Source organism: Kineosphaera limosa NBRC 100340, assembly GCF_000298215.1.
GTDB classification, from domain to species: Bacteria; Actinomycetota; Actinomycetes; order Actinomycetales; family Dermatophilaceae; genus Kineosphaera; species Kineosphaera limosa.
Genome location: NZ_BAHD01000027.1, coordinates 1 through 14,396, shown reverse-complemented (window position 1 = coordinate 14,396; position 14,396 = coordinate 1). Strand labels below are relative to the sequence as shown.

The following is a 14,396-nucleotide window of genomic DNA, read 5'->3' as shown; positions in this document are numbered from 1 at the left end:
GTAGGCTGCGGGGGTGAGTCTGCGCCTCTTCGACACCGCCGCCGGCGAACTTCGCGAGTTCGAGCCCCTGGTCCCGGGCCAGGTCGGCATGTACATCTGCGGACTCACGACGCAGGGCACCCCGCACATCGGCCACATGCGCTTCGCGGTCGCGTTCGACATCCTGCGGCGTTGGCTGGAGGCAGGGCACGGCTTCGACGTGACCTTCGTGCGCAATGTCACCGACATCGACGACAAGATCCTGCGCAAGGCTGCGGAGAACGACGAGCCGTGGTGGGCCCTGAGCTACCGCTTCGAGCGGGAGACGACGCAGGCGCTGGAGACGCTGGGCGTGCGCGCCCCGACGTACGAGCCGCGCGCGACGGGGCACGTGCCCGAGATGGTCGAGCTGATGGACACCCTCGTGGAGCGCGGTCACGCCTACGCGGCGCCGGCCGACGGCCCGGATGCCGGCGACGTGTACTTCGACGTCCGCTCGTTTCCCGAGTACGGCGCTCTGACCCGGCAGGCGGTCGACGACATGGAGGCCGCGCCGGACGCCGACCCGCGCGGCAAGCGCGACCCGCGCGACTTCGCCTTGTGGAAGGCGCACAAGCCGTCCGATCCTGCGACGGCGAGCTGGCCCACCCCGTTCGGTCGCGGCCGCCCGGGCTGGCACCTGGAGTGCTCGGCGATGGCCCGCAAGTACCTTGGCGACACCTTCGACATCCATGGCGGTGCAGTCGATCTGCGCTTCCCGCACCACGAGAACGAGCTGGCCCAGTCGCGAGCCGCGGGCCTTGGTTTCGCGCGCTACTGGCTGCACAACGCCTGGCTCACCGCGGCGGGCGAGAAGATGAGCAAGTCGCTGGGCAACGGCATGAGCGTGCCGGAGGTGACCCGGGCAGCCCGAGCGATCGCCGTGCGCTACTACATCGGCGGCTCGCACTACCGCTCGACGTTGGAGTACCGCCCCGGCTCGTTGGCCGAGGCGCAGACCGCGGTGGAGCGCATCGAGGGCTTCCTGCAACGGGCCGGGGCGGATCCCGCCGTCGACTACTCGGCGATTCCGGCCGAGTTCCGCAAGGAGATGGACGACGACCTCAACACGGCCGGGGCCTTGGCGGTCGTACACGCTCGCGTGCGCGCCGGCAACACGGCCCTCGACGCCGGCGACGTGGCGGCCGCCCGGCAGGCGGCCCGCGAGGTCATCGCGATGACCGACGTTCTCGGCGTCAACCCGCTGGACCCCCACTGGGCCACGAGCGACGCCGGCTCCGGGGACGATGGTGCCCTGGCGGCCTTGGTCGAGGATCAACTGGCGCAGCGGGCCGCGGCCCGGGCGGCCCGGGACTTTGCGACCGCGGACGCGATCCGGGACCGGCTGACGGCGGCCGGCGTGCAGGTCGAAGACACCCCGGGCGGCGCACGCTGGTCGCTGGCTCGGGACACGCAGGGTTAAGACCACCGGCCACCGACGATCACCGCAGCGATAGGGACGACATGCCAGGCAATTCACGGCGGCGCGGAGCGACCCGCTCAAAGTCGAAGAAGGGCCCGACCGTCGGCAGCGGCGGTCAGCGCCGCAAGGGGCTCGAGGGGCGGGGGCCGACGCCGAAGGCCGAGGACCGCGTCAAACACCAGGCGCACCGGGCCGCGAAGTCCGCAGCCAAGCGGGAGGCGGCCCGGCCGCGGCGCGTCGCAAGCCTGCACCGCGGCCGATCCCAGCACGAGGTCATCGCGGGCCGCAACGCGGTGGTCGAGGCGCTGCGCACGCACGTGCCGGCGACGACGCTGTACGTGGCCTCGCGGATCGACTACGACGACCGGGTGCGCGAGGTGCTCAAGATCGCCGCGGAGCGGGCGGTGCCGACCCTGGAGACCCCGCGCGGCGAGCTGGACCGGCTCACCGACGGCGCCGTGCACCAGGGCCTGGCGTTGCAGGTGCCGCCGTACACCTACCTGGACCCGGCCGACCTGCACGACCCACAGACTCCCGGCATCCCGCTCGTTGTGGCCCTCGACGGCATCACGGACCCGCGCAACCTCGGAGCGATCCTTCGGTCGGTCGCCGCGTTCGGCGGCCAGGGCGTGGTGGTGCCGGAGCGGCGCTCGGTGGGCATGACGGCGGCGGCGTGGAAGACGTCGGCCGGCACCGCGGCTCGGGTGCCGGTGGCGCAGGCCACCAACCTCGTGCGGGCGCTGGAGGACTTCCGCCGCGCGGGCTTCTTCATCGTCGGGCTCGACATGGAGGCCGATATCGACCTGCCCGACCTGGAGTTGGCGACCGAGCCGCTGGTCATCGTCGTCGGCTCCGAGGGCAAGGGGCTGTCGCGGTTGGTGCGGGAGACCTGCGATCAGATCGTCTCGATCCCGATGGCCGACGCCGTCGAGTCGCTCAATGCCGGAGTCGCGGCGGGAGTGGCGCTCTACGAGGTCTCCCGCCGTCGGCGCGCTCGGCCCTGACCGGCCCTACCCCGGCCTGACCGCCCCGCCGGCGGTGACCTAGTCCTCGCGCGCGGCGAGCACGGGCAGCGCCATCGTGTCGACGCCGACGATCGAGTCCTCGTCGGGCTTGGTCGGCAGCACCCGGGCCAGATAGTCGGCGAACGCCCACTCGGTGGTGACGTCGCCGCCGACCTGCTCCGAGAGGTACCACCGGTGCTCGAGCACCTCGTGAAACACCTGGGCGGGCTCGAGCTTGTGCGTCAGGTCGGCCGGTATGTTGCGCACGATCGGCTCGTAGCAGCGGCTCATCCAGTCGTGCGCGACGAGCTCCTCGCTCTCGGCCTGGCGGTCCTCGCCGGCGCGGAAGGAGTCGAGGTCGTTGAGGAGGCGCCGCGCCTGGTTCTCCTGCACGTCGAGGCCGGTGAGGCGCAGCAGGCGACGGGAGTGGTGGCCCGCGTCGACGACCTTCGGCTGGATCTGGATGGTGGTGCCGCCGAGGTCGGTGCTCATCGCGAGCTCGTCGACGTCGAAGCCGAGCTGGTTGAGTCGGCGGATGCGCTCGTCGACGCGCCAGCGGTCGCCGGTCTCGAACCGCTCGACGCCGGTCAGCTCCTCCCACAGCTGGTGGTAGCGCAGCAAGATCCGCTCGGAGATCTCGATGGCGTCGGCGTCGGGGTCCAGCACCCCGCCGGCCTGCAGGTCGAACAGCTCGCCGGCGATGTTGACGCGGGCGATGTCGAGGTCGTGCTCGCGCTGGCCGTTGGAGAGGCTGGGCAGGAGCTGGCCGGTTTCGGCGTCGACCAGGTAGGCCGAGAAGGCGGCCGCATCGCGGCGGAAGAGGGTATTGGAGAGCGAGACGTCGCCCCACCAGAAGCCGGCCAGGTGCAGCCGCACGAGCAGCACGGCGAGCGCGTCGAGCAGTCGGCCGGCCGTGTCGGGGCGCAGCCGCTGGCTGAACAGCGCGCGGTATGGCAGAGAGAACTCCAGGTGCCGGGTCAGCAGGCAGGCGTCGAGCTCGTTGCCGTCGGCATCGACCCGGCCGCTGATGATGCCGTAGGGCACCACCGAGGGCATGTCCATGCGGCGCAGCGCCCGCAGCAGTTCGTACTCGCCGCGGGCGATGTCTTCCTTGATCTCCTTGACGGCGATGACCGTCGCGCCGACACGCACGAACCGCACGACGTGCCGGGAGATGCCGCGGGGCAGGGCGGCCAGGTACTTGGGGTCCCAGTCCTCCAGGGGTATCGACCAGGGCAGGTCGAGAAGTGCGGGGTCCGCCTGGTTCGCGGTGATCTGCAACGCCATGGGTCCATGCTGTCATGCCGAAGGGCTTGGGCCCTCCGCTGCGAACGTGCGAACGGGCCGTCCCCGGTGATCGGAGACGGCCCGCCGTCGCATGATGCACACTTCTGCGTGCGTTTATCGTGCCTGTTCAGTGCACGTCAAAGACCGAAGGGTCACTCGAGGCGCAGGCCGGTCTCGGCATCGAACAGGTGCACGTGGTCGGCCTTGGGGGCGAACCGCAGCGTCTCACCCTTCATCGGGGGGCGACGGCCGTCGACCCGGGCGATGATCGGTCGGTCGGGGCTGCCACCCTCCTGCTCGCCGTAGATGTAGGCGTCTGCGCCGAGCTCCTCCACCACGTCGATGAGGATCGGCAGGCCGTCGCCGGTCGTGGGGTCGAGGTCTTCGGGTCGCACGCCGAGGGTGACGTGGCTGCCCTTGGCCTTGCCGAGGATGTCGCGCGACACGTGGTGCACGTGGCTGCCGAACTGCACGCCACCGTCGACGATCGGCACGTCGAACAGGTTCATCGCAGGGGAGCCGATGAAGCCGGCGACGAAGACGTTGTTCGGGTGGTCGTACATGCGCCGGGGGCTGTCGCACTGCTGCAGCAGGCCGTCCTTGAGCACCGCGACCCGGTCGCCCATCGTCATGGCCTCGACCTGGTCGTGGGTGACGTAGACGGTGGTGATCCCGAGGCGACGCTGGAGCGAGGCGATCTGGGTACGGGTCTGCACGCGCAGCTTGGCGTCGAGGTTCGACAGCGGCTCGTCCATGAGGAAGACCTTGGGCTCGCGCACGATCGCGCGGCCCATGGCAACGCGCTGACGCTGACCACCGGAGAGGGCCTTGGGCTTGCGCTCGAGGTACTGCTCGAGGTCGAGGATCTTGGCGGCCTCCTCGACGCGGCGGCGGATCTCGCCCTTGTCGACGCCGGCGATCTTGAGCGCGAAGCCCATGTTGTCGGCGACGCTCATGTGCGGGTAGAGCGCGTAGTTCTGGAACACCATGGCAACGTCGCGGTCCTTGGGGGACAGGTCGGTTACGTCGCGATCGTCGATCCAGATCTTGCCGGCGTTGACCTCTTCGAGGCCGGCGAGCATGCGCAGGCTGGTGGACTTGCCGCAGCCGGAGGGGCCGACGAGGACGAGAAATTCGCCGTCCGCGATGTCGATGTTGAGATTGTCGACCGAGGGCTTGTCGTTGCCCGGGTAGACGCGGGTGGCGTTGTCAAACTTGACCGTTGACATGACGTCGTTGTCCTTTCCTTCACCGGCAGGAACGTGCCGGACGATCCGTTGTAAAGGATGTGCCGCCGGCGCGAGTCGAGCCGGCGCAGGCAGTCCTTACGCCCCCACCGTTGGGGGCGCTAGGGGACACTCTGACGGCTCGACCCCCGGGAGCGCAAGTGCCACAGGGCCCAATCCGGCCAATTCCCGCCCGAGGCCGGGGGGCCCTGTGGGGCGGCGCCAAATAGTGACTTGCGTTACTATTTGACGTCTTACGGCCTCCTGACCTGCATGTTGTCCGGAGGCGAGGCTGATTCTTGCAAGAACTTGCAGAAAGTATGGCAATTGACTTGCAGCGGGTCTAGGCTTCCGGTCAGGCAACGCAGCCAGACTCTTCCCCAGGCTCACCTGGGCTAGTCGTCCGACCGCTTGCTACCAGGACGGCACCCCGGTTCGGGGGCGTCATCGTTTAGCCATGGGGAGTCAAAACATGCACAAGCGCGCCATCAGCGCCGTGGCCGCCCTCGGGGCGACCGCCCTTCTACTGTCCGCCTGCGGCGGTTCGCAGACCCCGCAGTCCGGTGGCACGGAGTCACCGGCGCAGGGCGCGGCCACCCCGGCCGCGGAGCTCAACACCGCCGACCCGGCCCGCGACGCCAGCGCCGATCTGGTCATCTGGTCCGACGCCGACCGCGCTCCTGCGGTCACGCAGTACGCCAAGCAGTTCGGCGACGAGAACGGCGTGAACGTCGCGGTCCAGATCGCCACCGAGCCGCGCAAGCAGTTCAAGGACGCCACGAAGGTCGGTAAGGGACCGGACATCATCGTCGGCGCGCACGACTGGCTCGGCGAACTGGTGCAGAACGGCACCGTCGCTCCCGTCCAGCTCGACGCCGCGACCTCCGCCAAGTTCCAGCCCGAGGCCGTGGCCGCGACGAAGTTCAACAACCAGACGTACGGCGTCCCCTACGCGATCGAGAACCTCGGCCTCATTCGCAACACGGACCTGGCGCCCGAGGCACCCAAGACCCTCGACGAGCTCATTGCCACCGGCCAGGAGGCCATCAAGGCCGGCAAGGCCGAGCAGGTTCTCATTCAGAACATCGGCAAGAAGGGCAACGGCTACTTCACGTTCCCCTACTTCTCCGGCTACGGCGGCGGCATCTTCGCCCAGAAGGAGAACGGCGACTTCGACGCCAGCAAGCTGCTCATCAACAGCCCCGAGTCGATCAAGGCCGGCGAACTGCTCGCCAAGCTCGGCAAGGAGAAGGTTCTCTCCACGAACGTCGACGACACGAACATGGACTCGCTCTTCGACACGGGCAAGTCGCCCTACCTCATCAGTGGTCCGTGGAGCGTCGCGCCGGCCAAGAAGGCGGGCATCAAGTACGCGATCTCCCCGATGCCTTCGGTGCCGGGCGGCGGCCCGATGAAGCCCTTCCTCGGCGTGCAGATGTTCTACGTCTCGTCCAAGGCCAAGAACGCGACCCTCGCCCAGGAGTTCGTCACCAACTACGTCCCGCGCAAGGACGTGCAGGTCGCGCTCTACGAGGCCGGGCAGCGCCCGCCGGCCCTCAAGGAGGCCTACGACGAGGTCGCCGCGCAGAACCCGGACATGAAAGCGTGGTTCGAGGCCGGTGAGGGCGGCCCGCTCATGCCGAACATCCCCGCGATGAACGCCGTCTGGGAGCCTTTCGGTCTGGCCACCGCCGAGATCATCTCGGGTAATGCGCAGCCGCAGGCGCGTCTGGATGCGGCCCAGAAGGAGATCGCGGCGAATATCGCCAAGGGCTGATACTCCCGCCTCACCTGCTCCTGCTCCGCCCGGCGGCCGTTCGTCCTTTGTCGACGGCGGCCGCCGGCGGCCCGGAGCGCGGCTCAACCGCACTCCGTGGCCACTTCGCCGCCTCTTACTGGCCTTTTCGCTGCCATGTTGCTGCTTGGCGCCGACTGCTGACGCCTTTCGCCTGAAGGACCGCCCAATGAAGTCGTCCCCGTACCTCCTACTCAAATGGCTCGGCCTGGCCGCCGCGCTGGCTGTCGTCCTGTGGATCGCCACGACGCTGGCCGCCCAGGGCCATTGGCTGGCCGTGACCGTCACCGCCTTCGTCGGGCTGTGCATTCTCGCGATCTACGCGACCAAGCGCGCCGTGCCGATGAAGTACCTTTTCCCCGGCATGCTCGCGCTGCTCGCGCTGCAGATCTGGCCGATGCTCTTCACCGTCGCCATGGCCTTCACCAACTACGGCGACGGGCACCTGGACACCAAAGAAGTGGCGGTCCAGCAGATCGTCGCCAACTCGGTCGAGGAGGTGCCCGGTTCGGAGCGCTATCGCGCCTCTGTCGCCGTCAAGGAGGGCACTGACCTGACAACTGGCGACCTCTCCCTCCTGCTGGTCGACACCAAAGACGAGGCCTTCGTCGGTACGAAGGACGGTCTGGAGCCGCTGACGACTCCGATCGAGCAGAATCCCGCCGGCAAGATCACGCAAGCTCAGGGCTTCACCGTGCTCAACGCCGGGCAGGCGAACGCCCGATCGGCCGACCTGTCGAACTTCGCGGTCCCCACCGCCGACGGGGGCGGGATCAAGATGCAAGGCCTCTCGACAGCCTTCGAGGGCCGCACGACGATCACGTACGACGCGGCCACCGACCAACTGACCGATACCCGGACCGGCAAGACCTTCGCTCCGCAGGACGGCCGCTATGTGGCGACTGACGGCAGCGGTGAGGCGTTCTCCCAGGGGTGGCTGCAGAACGTCGGTTTCCAGAACTTTGCGACGATCCTCACCGACGAGACGCTGCGCACCCAGTTCTTGCGAATGTTCGTGTGGAACGTGGCGTTCGCCGCCGGCACGGTTGTGTTGACGTTCGGCCTGGGCATGCTCATCGCGCTGCTCTTCAACGAACCGACGATGCGGTTCCGCGGGCTGTACCGCTCGCTGCTCATCCTGCCCTACGCCATTCCGACCTTCGTCACGGCGCTGCTGTGGAAGGGAATGTTCAACCAGGACTACGGGCTCATCAACTCCATCACCGGTTTGTCCGTCGACTGGCTCGGTAATACCTGGGCGGCGATGGCCGCAGTCATGATCACGAACCTGTGGCTGGGATTCCCCTACATGTTCGTCGTCTGCACCGGTGCGCTCCAGGCCATCCCGGGTGACGTCAAGGAGGCCGCTCGCATCGACGGTGCCTCGGGCGTGCAGATGTTGCTGCGCATCACGATGCCGCTGTTGCTCGTTGCGGTCGGACCGCTGCTCATCGCGTCCTACGGCTTCAACTTCAACAACTTCTCGTTGATCTTCCTGCTCACCGAGGGTGGGCCGTTCGTCGGCGGGGCCCAGGTCGGCGGTACCGACCTGCTCATCACGTACGCCTACCGACTCGCCTTCTCCGGCGCCGCTCCTAACTACGGGCTTGCGGCCGCCGTTTCGATCATCATCTTTGCGCTCGTCGCGCTCATGAGCCTGCCCGGCTTCCGCGCCACCAAGAAGCTGGAGGAGATCAGCTGATGGCCGCCCAGAACCCCGACCTCATCGCCGCGGCGCCCACGCCGACGCGCACCCTACGACCCTCCCGGGAAGGGGGAGCCGGCCGCGGGGCCACGTGGTGGCGGCACCTGGTGGGCATCATCGTGCTCGCCTGGGCACTCTTTCCCATCCTGTTCCTCTTGTCGGCCGCGCTGAATCCCTCCGGCCAACTCTCGACCTCCGACCTGCTGCCGCGGCACTTCTCGCTGCAGAACGTCATCGACCTGTCCAACGATCCCGCTCGCCCCTACTGGACCTGGTACAAGAACTCGCTGATCATCTGCACCGTCGGAGCCGGCCTCTCGGTCTTCATCGGCGCGCTGGCCGCGTTCGCATTCTCGCGGCTGAGGTTCGCCGGGCGCCGACTCGGGCTGCTGAGTCTGCTGCTCCTGCAGCTTTTCCCGGCCGTGCTCGCCCTCGTCGCGATGTACATCACCTTCGCGAAGGTGGGTGACGTCATCCCGGCGTTCGGGCTCAACACCACCTGGGGGCTCCTGCTCGCCTACATGGGCGGGGCGATGGGCAGCAACGTGTGGCTGCTCAAGGGCTACTTCGACACGATCCCGCGGGAGATGGACGAGGCGGCGATCATGGACGGCGCGAGCCACGCACGAATCTTCTTCACGATGACCTTGCGCCTGGTCGCCCCGATTCTGGTGACCGTCTTCATGCTCTCCTTCGTCGGGCTCTTCGGGGAGTTCATGCTGGCCAGCGTCTTCCTCACCGACGTCGGTAGCCAAACGCTGGGCGTGGGCCTGTGGAGCATGAGTAAGGGCACAACCGCCAACGAACTCTTCGGACAGTTCGCGGCCGGCTCCCTGCTCTGCTCCCTGCCCGTCATGCTGCTCTACCTGGGCTTCCAGAAGCAGCTGGTCGGCGGACTCACCCAGGGATCCGTAAAGTAGCCGGCTCAGGTCTTCCATTGGCCGACAAGGCGATCGGATGATCTGCTGAACGCCAGACCCACCCGTGCGCTGATTGGAGGTGAGCAGCCGATGTCGCGACCAGCCCGCCTGGCCGACGTGGCTCGACAAGCAGGCGTCAGCGAGGCGACAGCCAGCCGGGTGTTCAACGGCAAGCCCGGCGTGGCCGCGGCGACGCGGGCGTCCGTGCTCGAAGCGCTGGATCTGCTCGGCTACGACCGGCCCTCACGGCTTCGAGAACGCTCGGCTGGGCTCGTGGGGCTGATCGTCCCCGAGCTCAGCAATCCGGTGTTCCCCGCCTACGCCCAAGTGATCGAGAACGCCCTGAGCGCCTCCGGCTACACGCCGGTGTTGTGCACCCAGGCGCCGGGTGGGGTGCACGAGGACGAGTACGTCGAGATGCTGCTGGAGCGCGGGGTATCCGGCATCATCTACGTCTCGGGCCACCACGCGAACCTGCACAGCGATATCGCCCGCTACCTCGACCTCGTCGCCAAGGGCATCCCGATCGTGCTGGTCAGCGGCTTCCGCGAGGGCATTCCGGCGCCGTTCGTCTCCAACGACGAACGCGTCGCGATGAGCCTGGTGGTCGATCACCTCACCGCGCTGCGACACCGGCGGATCGGGCTGCTCGTCGGTCCCGAGCGCTACGTGCCGGTGATGCTGAAGATCGCCTCCTTTCGGCAGTCGATGCACGAGATCGGTGACGTCGACGACCTCGACGACCTGGTCGTGGAGACGTTCTTCACCGTCGAGGGCGGCGCGAGCGGGGCCGCCCAACTGCTGGACCGCGGCTGCACCGCCATCGTGTGCGCCTCCGACCTCATGGCTCTGGGCGCCATCAGTGAGGTGCGTCGTCGCGGCCTGCGCGTGCCCGACGACGTCTCGGTCGTGGGCTCGGACGACTCCTGGCTCATGGCATACACCGACCCGCCCCTGACCACCGTGCGCGTGAACGTCACGGCGATGGGGGAGGCCGCGGTCGAGGCCCTCCTGACCGCCATGAGTGGCGAACCGTCGAGCGTCGCCGAGCTGGTGTTTCGCCCCGAGCTCGTCGTCCGCGGCTCGACGGGGCCGGCGCCCGCGGCCTCCGCGTAGGAGGCCGCGGCGCCGGCCTGCGTCGCGCTGCGCGGGCAGTCGACGACTACCGGTTCTGGCGGGCAGCGACGAAGTGGGCGATCGCCTCGACGACCGCGTCGATGCCGGGCACCCGGTGGGCGGCGGCGGTCGGTCCGTCGCCGACCTTGATCGTGACGTGGCCTTGCTCGGCGGGGAGCACCTCGAACGCGCGCTCGTCGGTCACGTCGTCGCCGAAGTAGATCACGGCCTGCGCGTCGACCAGGTCGGCCAGGGCGCGTAACGCGCTCCCCTTACTGGTGTCGACGACGCTGAGTTCGAGCACGCTCTTGCCTGCCAGCGAGTGCACGCCGTCGCGCTCGGCCAGGGTCGCGGCGTCCGCCAGAGCGGCCTCCGCGACGTCCTCGCGAAGGCCGCGGGTGTGCAGCACGACGGCGGCCGGCTTGCGTTCGATGCGGCTCTGCGGATGGCGGCGCTGCACCTCCTGCAGTGCCACGTCCAACTCGGCCAGGCGGACGCGTGCCGCCTCGTCCAGGCCTCCCTCGCCCATGCCGCCCGCGAGCCGCGAGAGCAACTGCGCCGACGAACTCTGCGCCCCGTGGCTGCCGATGAGCGTGAGGTTCGGGCCCGCATCCGACTCGCCAGGCACACCGGAGAGGGTGGCCAACGTGTCGACGTCCCGCCCGGACACCAGCGCCGCGCTCACCCCCGGGCAGCGGGCGGCCGAGCGCAACAGTTCGATCGAGCCGGGCACCGGCCGCGCGGTCATCGCGTCGTGCACGAACGGCGCGAGCGTGCCGTCGAAGTCGCTCGCCAGGACCACGGTGTCGCGGGCGACCGCCGCGTCGAGGGCTTGGCGCAGGTCTGCGGGCAGCATCACGGTCTTCTCCTCGGGCGGGTGGGCCAGATCCGGGCTTAGCTGGGCGTGCCGGTCGGGCGCTCCGGAGCACTCTCCAGAGCCTGCAGGAAGCGCTCGGCCCACCGCTGCACGTCGTGCTCGCGGACCCGCCTGCGCAGCGAGCGCATCCGGCGGCGCTTCTCGGTCGGCTGGGCCTCCACGGCCCGCACGATCGTGTTCTTCAACCCCTGGATGTCGTGTGGGTTGTGCAGGTAAGCGGCGTTGAGTTCGTGTGCGGCTCCGGTGAACTCGGACAGCACGAGGGCGCCACCGAGGTCGTGCCGGCAGGTGACGTACTCCTTGGCGACCAGATTCATCCCGTCCCGCAGCGGCGTCACCAGGCAGATGTCGGCGGCCAGGTACATCGCGGCCATCTCGGCGCGGTCGAACGACTGGTGCAGGTAGTGCACCGCGGCGGCCCCCACCGTGGAGTACTCGCCGTTGATCTGCCCGACGGTGCCCTCGATCTGGTCCTTGAGGCGCCGGTAGGCATCGACGCGCTCGCGGCTGGGCACGGCGACCTGCACCAGGGACACCTCCGGAGGGGAGTAGTGCCCCTCGGCCAGCAGCTCCTGGTAGGCCTTGAGCCGGTGCCGGATGCCCTTGGTGTAGTCGAGGCGGTCGACGCCGAGCATGAGCACCTCGGGGTCGCCGAGCTGGGACCGGATTTCCTTGGCCCGCTCGATGACGTCGGGGCGACGGGCCATCTCGTCCAGCGCCGCGAAGTCGATGGAGATCGGCAGGGCGCTGGCGCGCACGCGCCGGTCGTCGTCGGCCCGCACGACCTCACCCTTGGTGCTCAAGCCGCGCAGCTGGCGGGCGGCCCGCAGAAAGTTACCGGCGTCCGCCGACCGCTGAAACCCCAGGTAGTCGGCACCGAGCAGGCCGTCGATCAACTGCCCCCGCCACGGCAGCTGCGCGAACAGCTCCACCGGCGGGAACGGGATGTGGTTGAACCAGCCGATCCGCAGGTCCGGCCGCAACTCGCGCAGGAACCGCGGCACCAGCTGGAGTTGGTAGTCGTGGACCCAGACCGTGGCGCCCTGGTCGCTGACCTTTGCCACGGCCTCCGCGAATCGCTTGTTGACCCGCAGGTACGCCTCCCACCAGCGGCGATGGAAGGTCGCCGGCACGATGACGTCGTGGTAGATCGGCCACAGCGTGTCGTTGGAGAAGCCCTCGTAGTAGTCGGTGACCTCCTGCTCGCTCAGCGCAACCGGGTGCAGGTGCATCCCCGAGTCCTCGAACGGCTCCGGCGCCTCTCCGGGCTCGCCGGCCCAACCGACCCAAGCGGCGCCCTCCCGACCGCGCATCACCGAGTCCATCGCGGTGACCAGGCCTCCGGGGCTGCGGCGCCACTCCTGCTCCCCGTCCGGCCCGACATGGCGGTCGACCGGAAGGCGGTTGGCGGCGATGACGAACGAATACGTCTCCTCGCGCATGGCGGTTCGGCTCAGCTCCTCGATCGAGATGGATTCGTGTCCTCATCGCATCCTATGGGCGGCGCTCACGCCACGCCCGGTCCCTGTGGAAAACCGCTGGTCGTCGGGGCCCAGCTGGAACACTGAAGGCGACCCTGTGGACGAACCCAGGTGCGGATCGGGGGAGCCGACTACCCTGAGCGCTTCCTTCGCGGAACGCGGGGAGCGGTCCGGGCGTCATTTCTTGGGGAGTTCCGGGTGCCGACGCATGAGGTGACGCACGTGGACGCAGACACAAGGGGTTGAAGGTGAGCAGCATCCCGATGGAGCAGCGGCGCCAGGATGCGCATGCCGGTGAGCGCGGGGCGCAGCCCGCCAAGCAGCACGAGCGGCTGGGGGAGTACCGGCTGGTGCAGCGCCTCGGTGAGGGCGGCATGGGAGTGGTGCACCTGGGCGTGGACGATCGCGGTCGGGCGGTCGCCATCAAGGTGCTGCGCGATCACGTGGCCCACGACCCGGTGGCGCGGGCGCGGCTGGCCCGTGAGGTCGCGACGCTGCGGCGCGTGCGCCACCCGCGGGTGGCGCCGGTGCTCGCGGCCGACACCGACGGCCCCCGTCCTTACGTCGTGACCCGCTACGTGCCGGGGGATCCGCTGGACACCTGGGTCGCCGCGCACGGCCCGATGGACGCGGCCGGGCTGGCCCGCCTCGGGCGCGGCCTCGCCGAGGCGCTCGGCGCCATTCACGCCGCCGGGGTGGTGCACCGCGACCTCAAACCGGGCAACGTACTGATCGCTGCGGGCGACCCGGTCGTCATCGACTTCGGCATCGCGCACGTCGCCGACGAGGCCCGGCTGACCAACACGGGCCTCATCATGGGCACGCCCGGCTACCTGGCGCCCGAACTGCTCGACGGCCACCCCGTCGACGATTCCACCGACTGGTGGGCGTGGGCGGCCACGTTGTTGTTCGCCGCGACCGGCCGCCCCCCGTTCGGTACGGGCCGGCTCGACGCGGTTCTGCATCGGGTGCACCGCGGGGAGGCCGATCTGCGGGGAGTGCCGGAGCGGCTGCGGCCCGTGTTGTTGGCCGGTCTGCGGCCCGAGGCGCACGCCCGCCCCCGGCAGGAAGAGATCCTCGCCGCCCTCGACGTCTTCGCCGCCGGCGGCGACACCGCCGCCATCGTCGGTCCGGCGCCGCGGGTCGGCACCGACTCGTCCCTGGCCTCCGACCAGGACTTCGGCGACCCCACCACGCGCCCGGTACCGCCGCCGCGGCGCGGCCTGGCGCAGACCGTGGCACAACCGGCCATCGCGCTGGGCGCAGCCTTGGGTCTGCGCAAGGGCGACGGGACGCCCGTGGGTGAGCCGGGTGCCACCTCCCGCGCCCCCGCTGCCGCTGGCTCTGCTGCGGTGGGATCTGCTGCGGGTGATTCGGCTGCGGCTGCTTCGTCTGCGGGCGGCTCGGCCGGGGGTGCCGCGTCGGGAGGCTCGGTCGCGGCCGGAGCGGGTGCGCCCCGTGCCGCGCGGGACGCCACGGAGCCACACACCCGGCCGCAGCCGGTGTCCAGCACGCGCGCACTGCCGACGGTCGATCCCGCCGCC

At 69.5% G+C, this 14,396-nt stretch carries 11 protein-coding genes; 7 read left to right on the top strand and 4 right to left on the bottom strand.

What is annotated here, in order from left to right; genetic code table 11:
• The first annotated feature begins 13 nt into the window (after positions 1–13).
• Both cysS and rlmB read left to right on the top strand, forming a co-directional pair.
• The gene (cysS, locus tag KILIM_RS09035) at positions 14–1,441 is read left to right on the top strand and encodes a cysteine--tRNA ligase (protein WP_006592360.1); all 1,428 of its coding nucleotides are present in this window, start codon (positions 14–16) and stop codon (positions 1,439–1,441) included.
• A gap of 41 nt (positions 1,442–1,482) precedes the next feature.
• The gene (gene rlmB / locus KILIM_RS09030) at positions 1,483–2,445 is read left to right on the top strand and encodes a 23S rRNA (guanosine(2251)-2'-O)-methyltransferase RlmB (protein WP_006592359.1); all 963 of its coding nucleotides are present in this window, start codon (positions 1,483–1,485) and stop codon (positions 2,443–2,445) included.
• Between the two features lie 39 nt (positions 2,446–2,484).
• On the opposite strand, the gene KILIM_RS09025 is transcribed toward rlmB, so the two are convergent.
• A complete protein-coding gene (locus KILIM_RS09025) occupies positions 2,485–3,732 on the bottom strand; it encodes a DUF4032 domain-containing protein (RefSeq protein ID WP_006592358.1) in 1,248 nt (415 codons plus the stop codon).
• Positions 3,733–3,884: 152 nt separating this feature from the next.
• Complete coding sequence (locus tag KILIM_RS09020) at positions 3,885–4,961, bottom strand: ABC transporter ATP-binding protein (RefSeq protein ID WP_006592357.1); 1,077 nt, start codon at positions 4,959–4,961, stop codon at positions 3,885–3,887.
• Positions 4,962–5,415: 454 nt separating this feature from the next.
• On the opposite strand from KILIM_RS09020, the gene KILIM_RS09015 reads away from it, so the two are divergent.
• The 4 genes from KILIM_RS09015 to KILIM_RS09000 all read left to right on the top strand — a co-directional run bounded on the left by KILIM_RS09015 (position 5,416) and on the right by KILIM_RS09000 (position 10,494).
• Positions 5,416–6,735 (top strand): sugar ABC transporter substrate-binding protein, encoded by a 1,320-nt coding sequence (locus KILIM_RS09015; protein ID WP_255247630.1) that lies wholly within the window; start codon positions 5,416–5,418, stop codon positions 6,733–6,735.
• A gap of 187 nt (positions 6,736–6,922) precedes the next feature.
• On the top strand, positions 6,923–8,455 hold the full coding sequence (locus tag KILIM_RS09010; RefSeq protein ID WP_006592355.1) for an ABC transporter permease subunit: 1,533 nt from the start codon (positions 6,923–6,925) through the stop codon (positions 8,453–8,455).
• On the top strand, positions 8,455–9,378 hold the full coding sequence (locus KILIM_RS09005; RefSeq protein WP_006592354.1) for a sugar ABC transporter permease: 924 nt from the start codon (positions 8,455–8,457) through the stop codon (positions 9,376–9,378). Before KILIM_RS09010 ends, KILIM_RS09005 begins: the two co-directional genes overlap by 1 nt.
• 90 nt (positions 9,379–9,468) lie before the next feature.
• The gene (locus KILIM_RS09000) at positions 9,469–10,494 is read left to right on the top strand and encodes a LacI family DNA-binding transcriptional regulator (protein ID WP_006592353.1); all 1,026 of its coding nucleotides are present in this window, start codon (positions 9,469–9,471) and stop codon (positions 10,492–10,494) included.
• Positions 10,495–10,540: 46 nt separating this feature from the next.
• Here the strand turns inward: KILIM_RS09000 and otsB are convergent, their stop codons facing one another.
• Both otsB and KILIM_RS08990 read right to left on the bottom strand, forming a co-directional pair.
• Positions 10,541–11,350, bottom strand: coding sequence for a trehalose-phosphatase (otsB, locus tag KILIM_RS08995; protein ID WP_006592352.1), 810 nt, complete (start codon positions 11,348–11,350; stop codon positions 10,541–10,543).
• Positions 11,351–11,388: 38 nt separating this feature from the next.
• Positions 11,389–12,813: an alpha,alpha-trehalose-phosphate synthase (UDP-forming) gene (locus tag KILIM_RS08990; RefSeq protein WP_006592351.1), complete on the bottom strand. Its 1,425-nt coding sequence runs from the start codon at positions 12,811–12,813 to the stop codon at positions 11,389–11,391.
• A 287-nt stretch (positions 12,814–13,100) separates the two neighbouring features.
• Here KILIM_RS08990 and KILIM_RS08985 point away from each other — a divergent pair.
• The coding region (locus tag KILIM_RS08985) for a serine/threonine-protein kinase (RefSeq protein WP_255247629.1) at positions 13,101–14,396 on the top strand (1,296 nt) is incomplete at its 3' end.

Bases quoted from the DNA above. Each gene is read 5' to 3' on its own strand.
- rlmB (WP_006592359.1), top strand. From the start codon at position 1,483: ATGCCAGGCAATTCACGGCGGCGCGGAGCGACCCGCTCAAAGTCGAAG.
- KILIM_RS09025 (WP_006592358.1), bottom strand. From the start codon at position 3,732: ATGGCGTTGCAGATCACCGCGAACCAGGCGGACCCCGCACTTCTCGAC.
- KILIM_RS09020 (WP_006592357.1), bottom strand. From the start codon at position 4,961: ATGTCAACGGTCAAGTTTGACAACGCCACCCGCGTCTACCCGGGCAAC.
- KILIM_RS09015 (WP_255247630.1), top strand. From the start codon at position 5,416: ATGGGGAGTCAAAACATGCACAAGCGCGCCATCAGCGCCGTGGCCGCC.
- KILIM_RS09010 (WP_006592355.1), top strand. From the start codon at position 6,923: ATGAAGTCGTCCCCGTACCTCCTACTCAAATGGCTCGGCCTGGCCGCC.
- KILIM_RS09005 (WP_006592354.1), top strand. From the start codon at position 8,455: ATGGCCGCCCAGAACCCCGACCTCATCGCCGCGGCGCCCACGCCGACG.
- KILIM_RS09000 (WP_006592353.1), top strand. From the start codon at position 9,469: ATGTCGCGACCAGCCCGCCTGGCCGACGTGGCTCGACAAGCAGGCGTC.
- otsB (WP_006592352.1), bottom strand. From the start codon at position 11,350: ATGCTGCCCGCAGACCTGCGCCAAGCCCTCGACGCGGCGGTCGCCCGC.
- KILIM_RS08990 (WP_006592351.1), bottom strand. From the start codon at position 12,813: ATGCGCGAGGAGACGTATTCGTTCGTCATCGCCGCCAACCGCCTTCCG.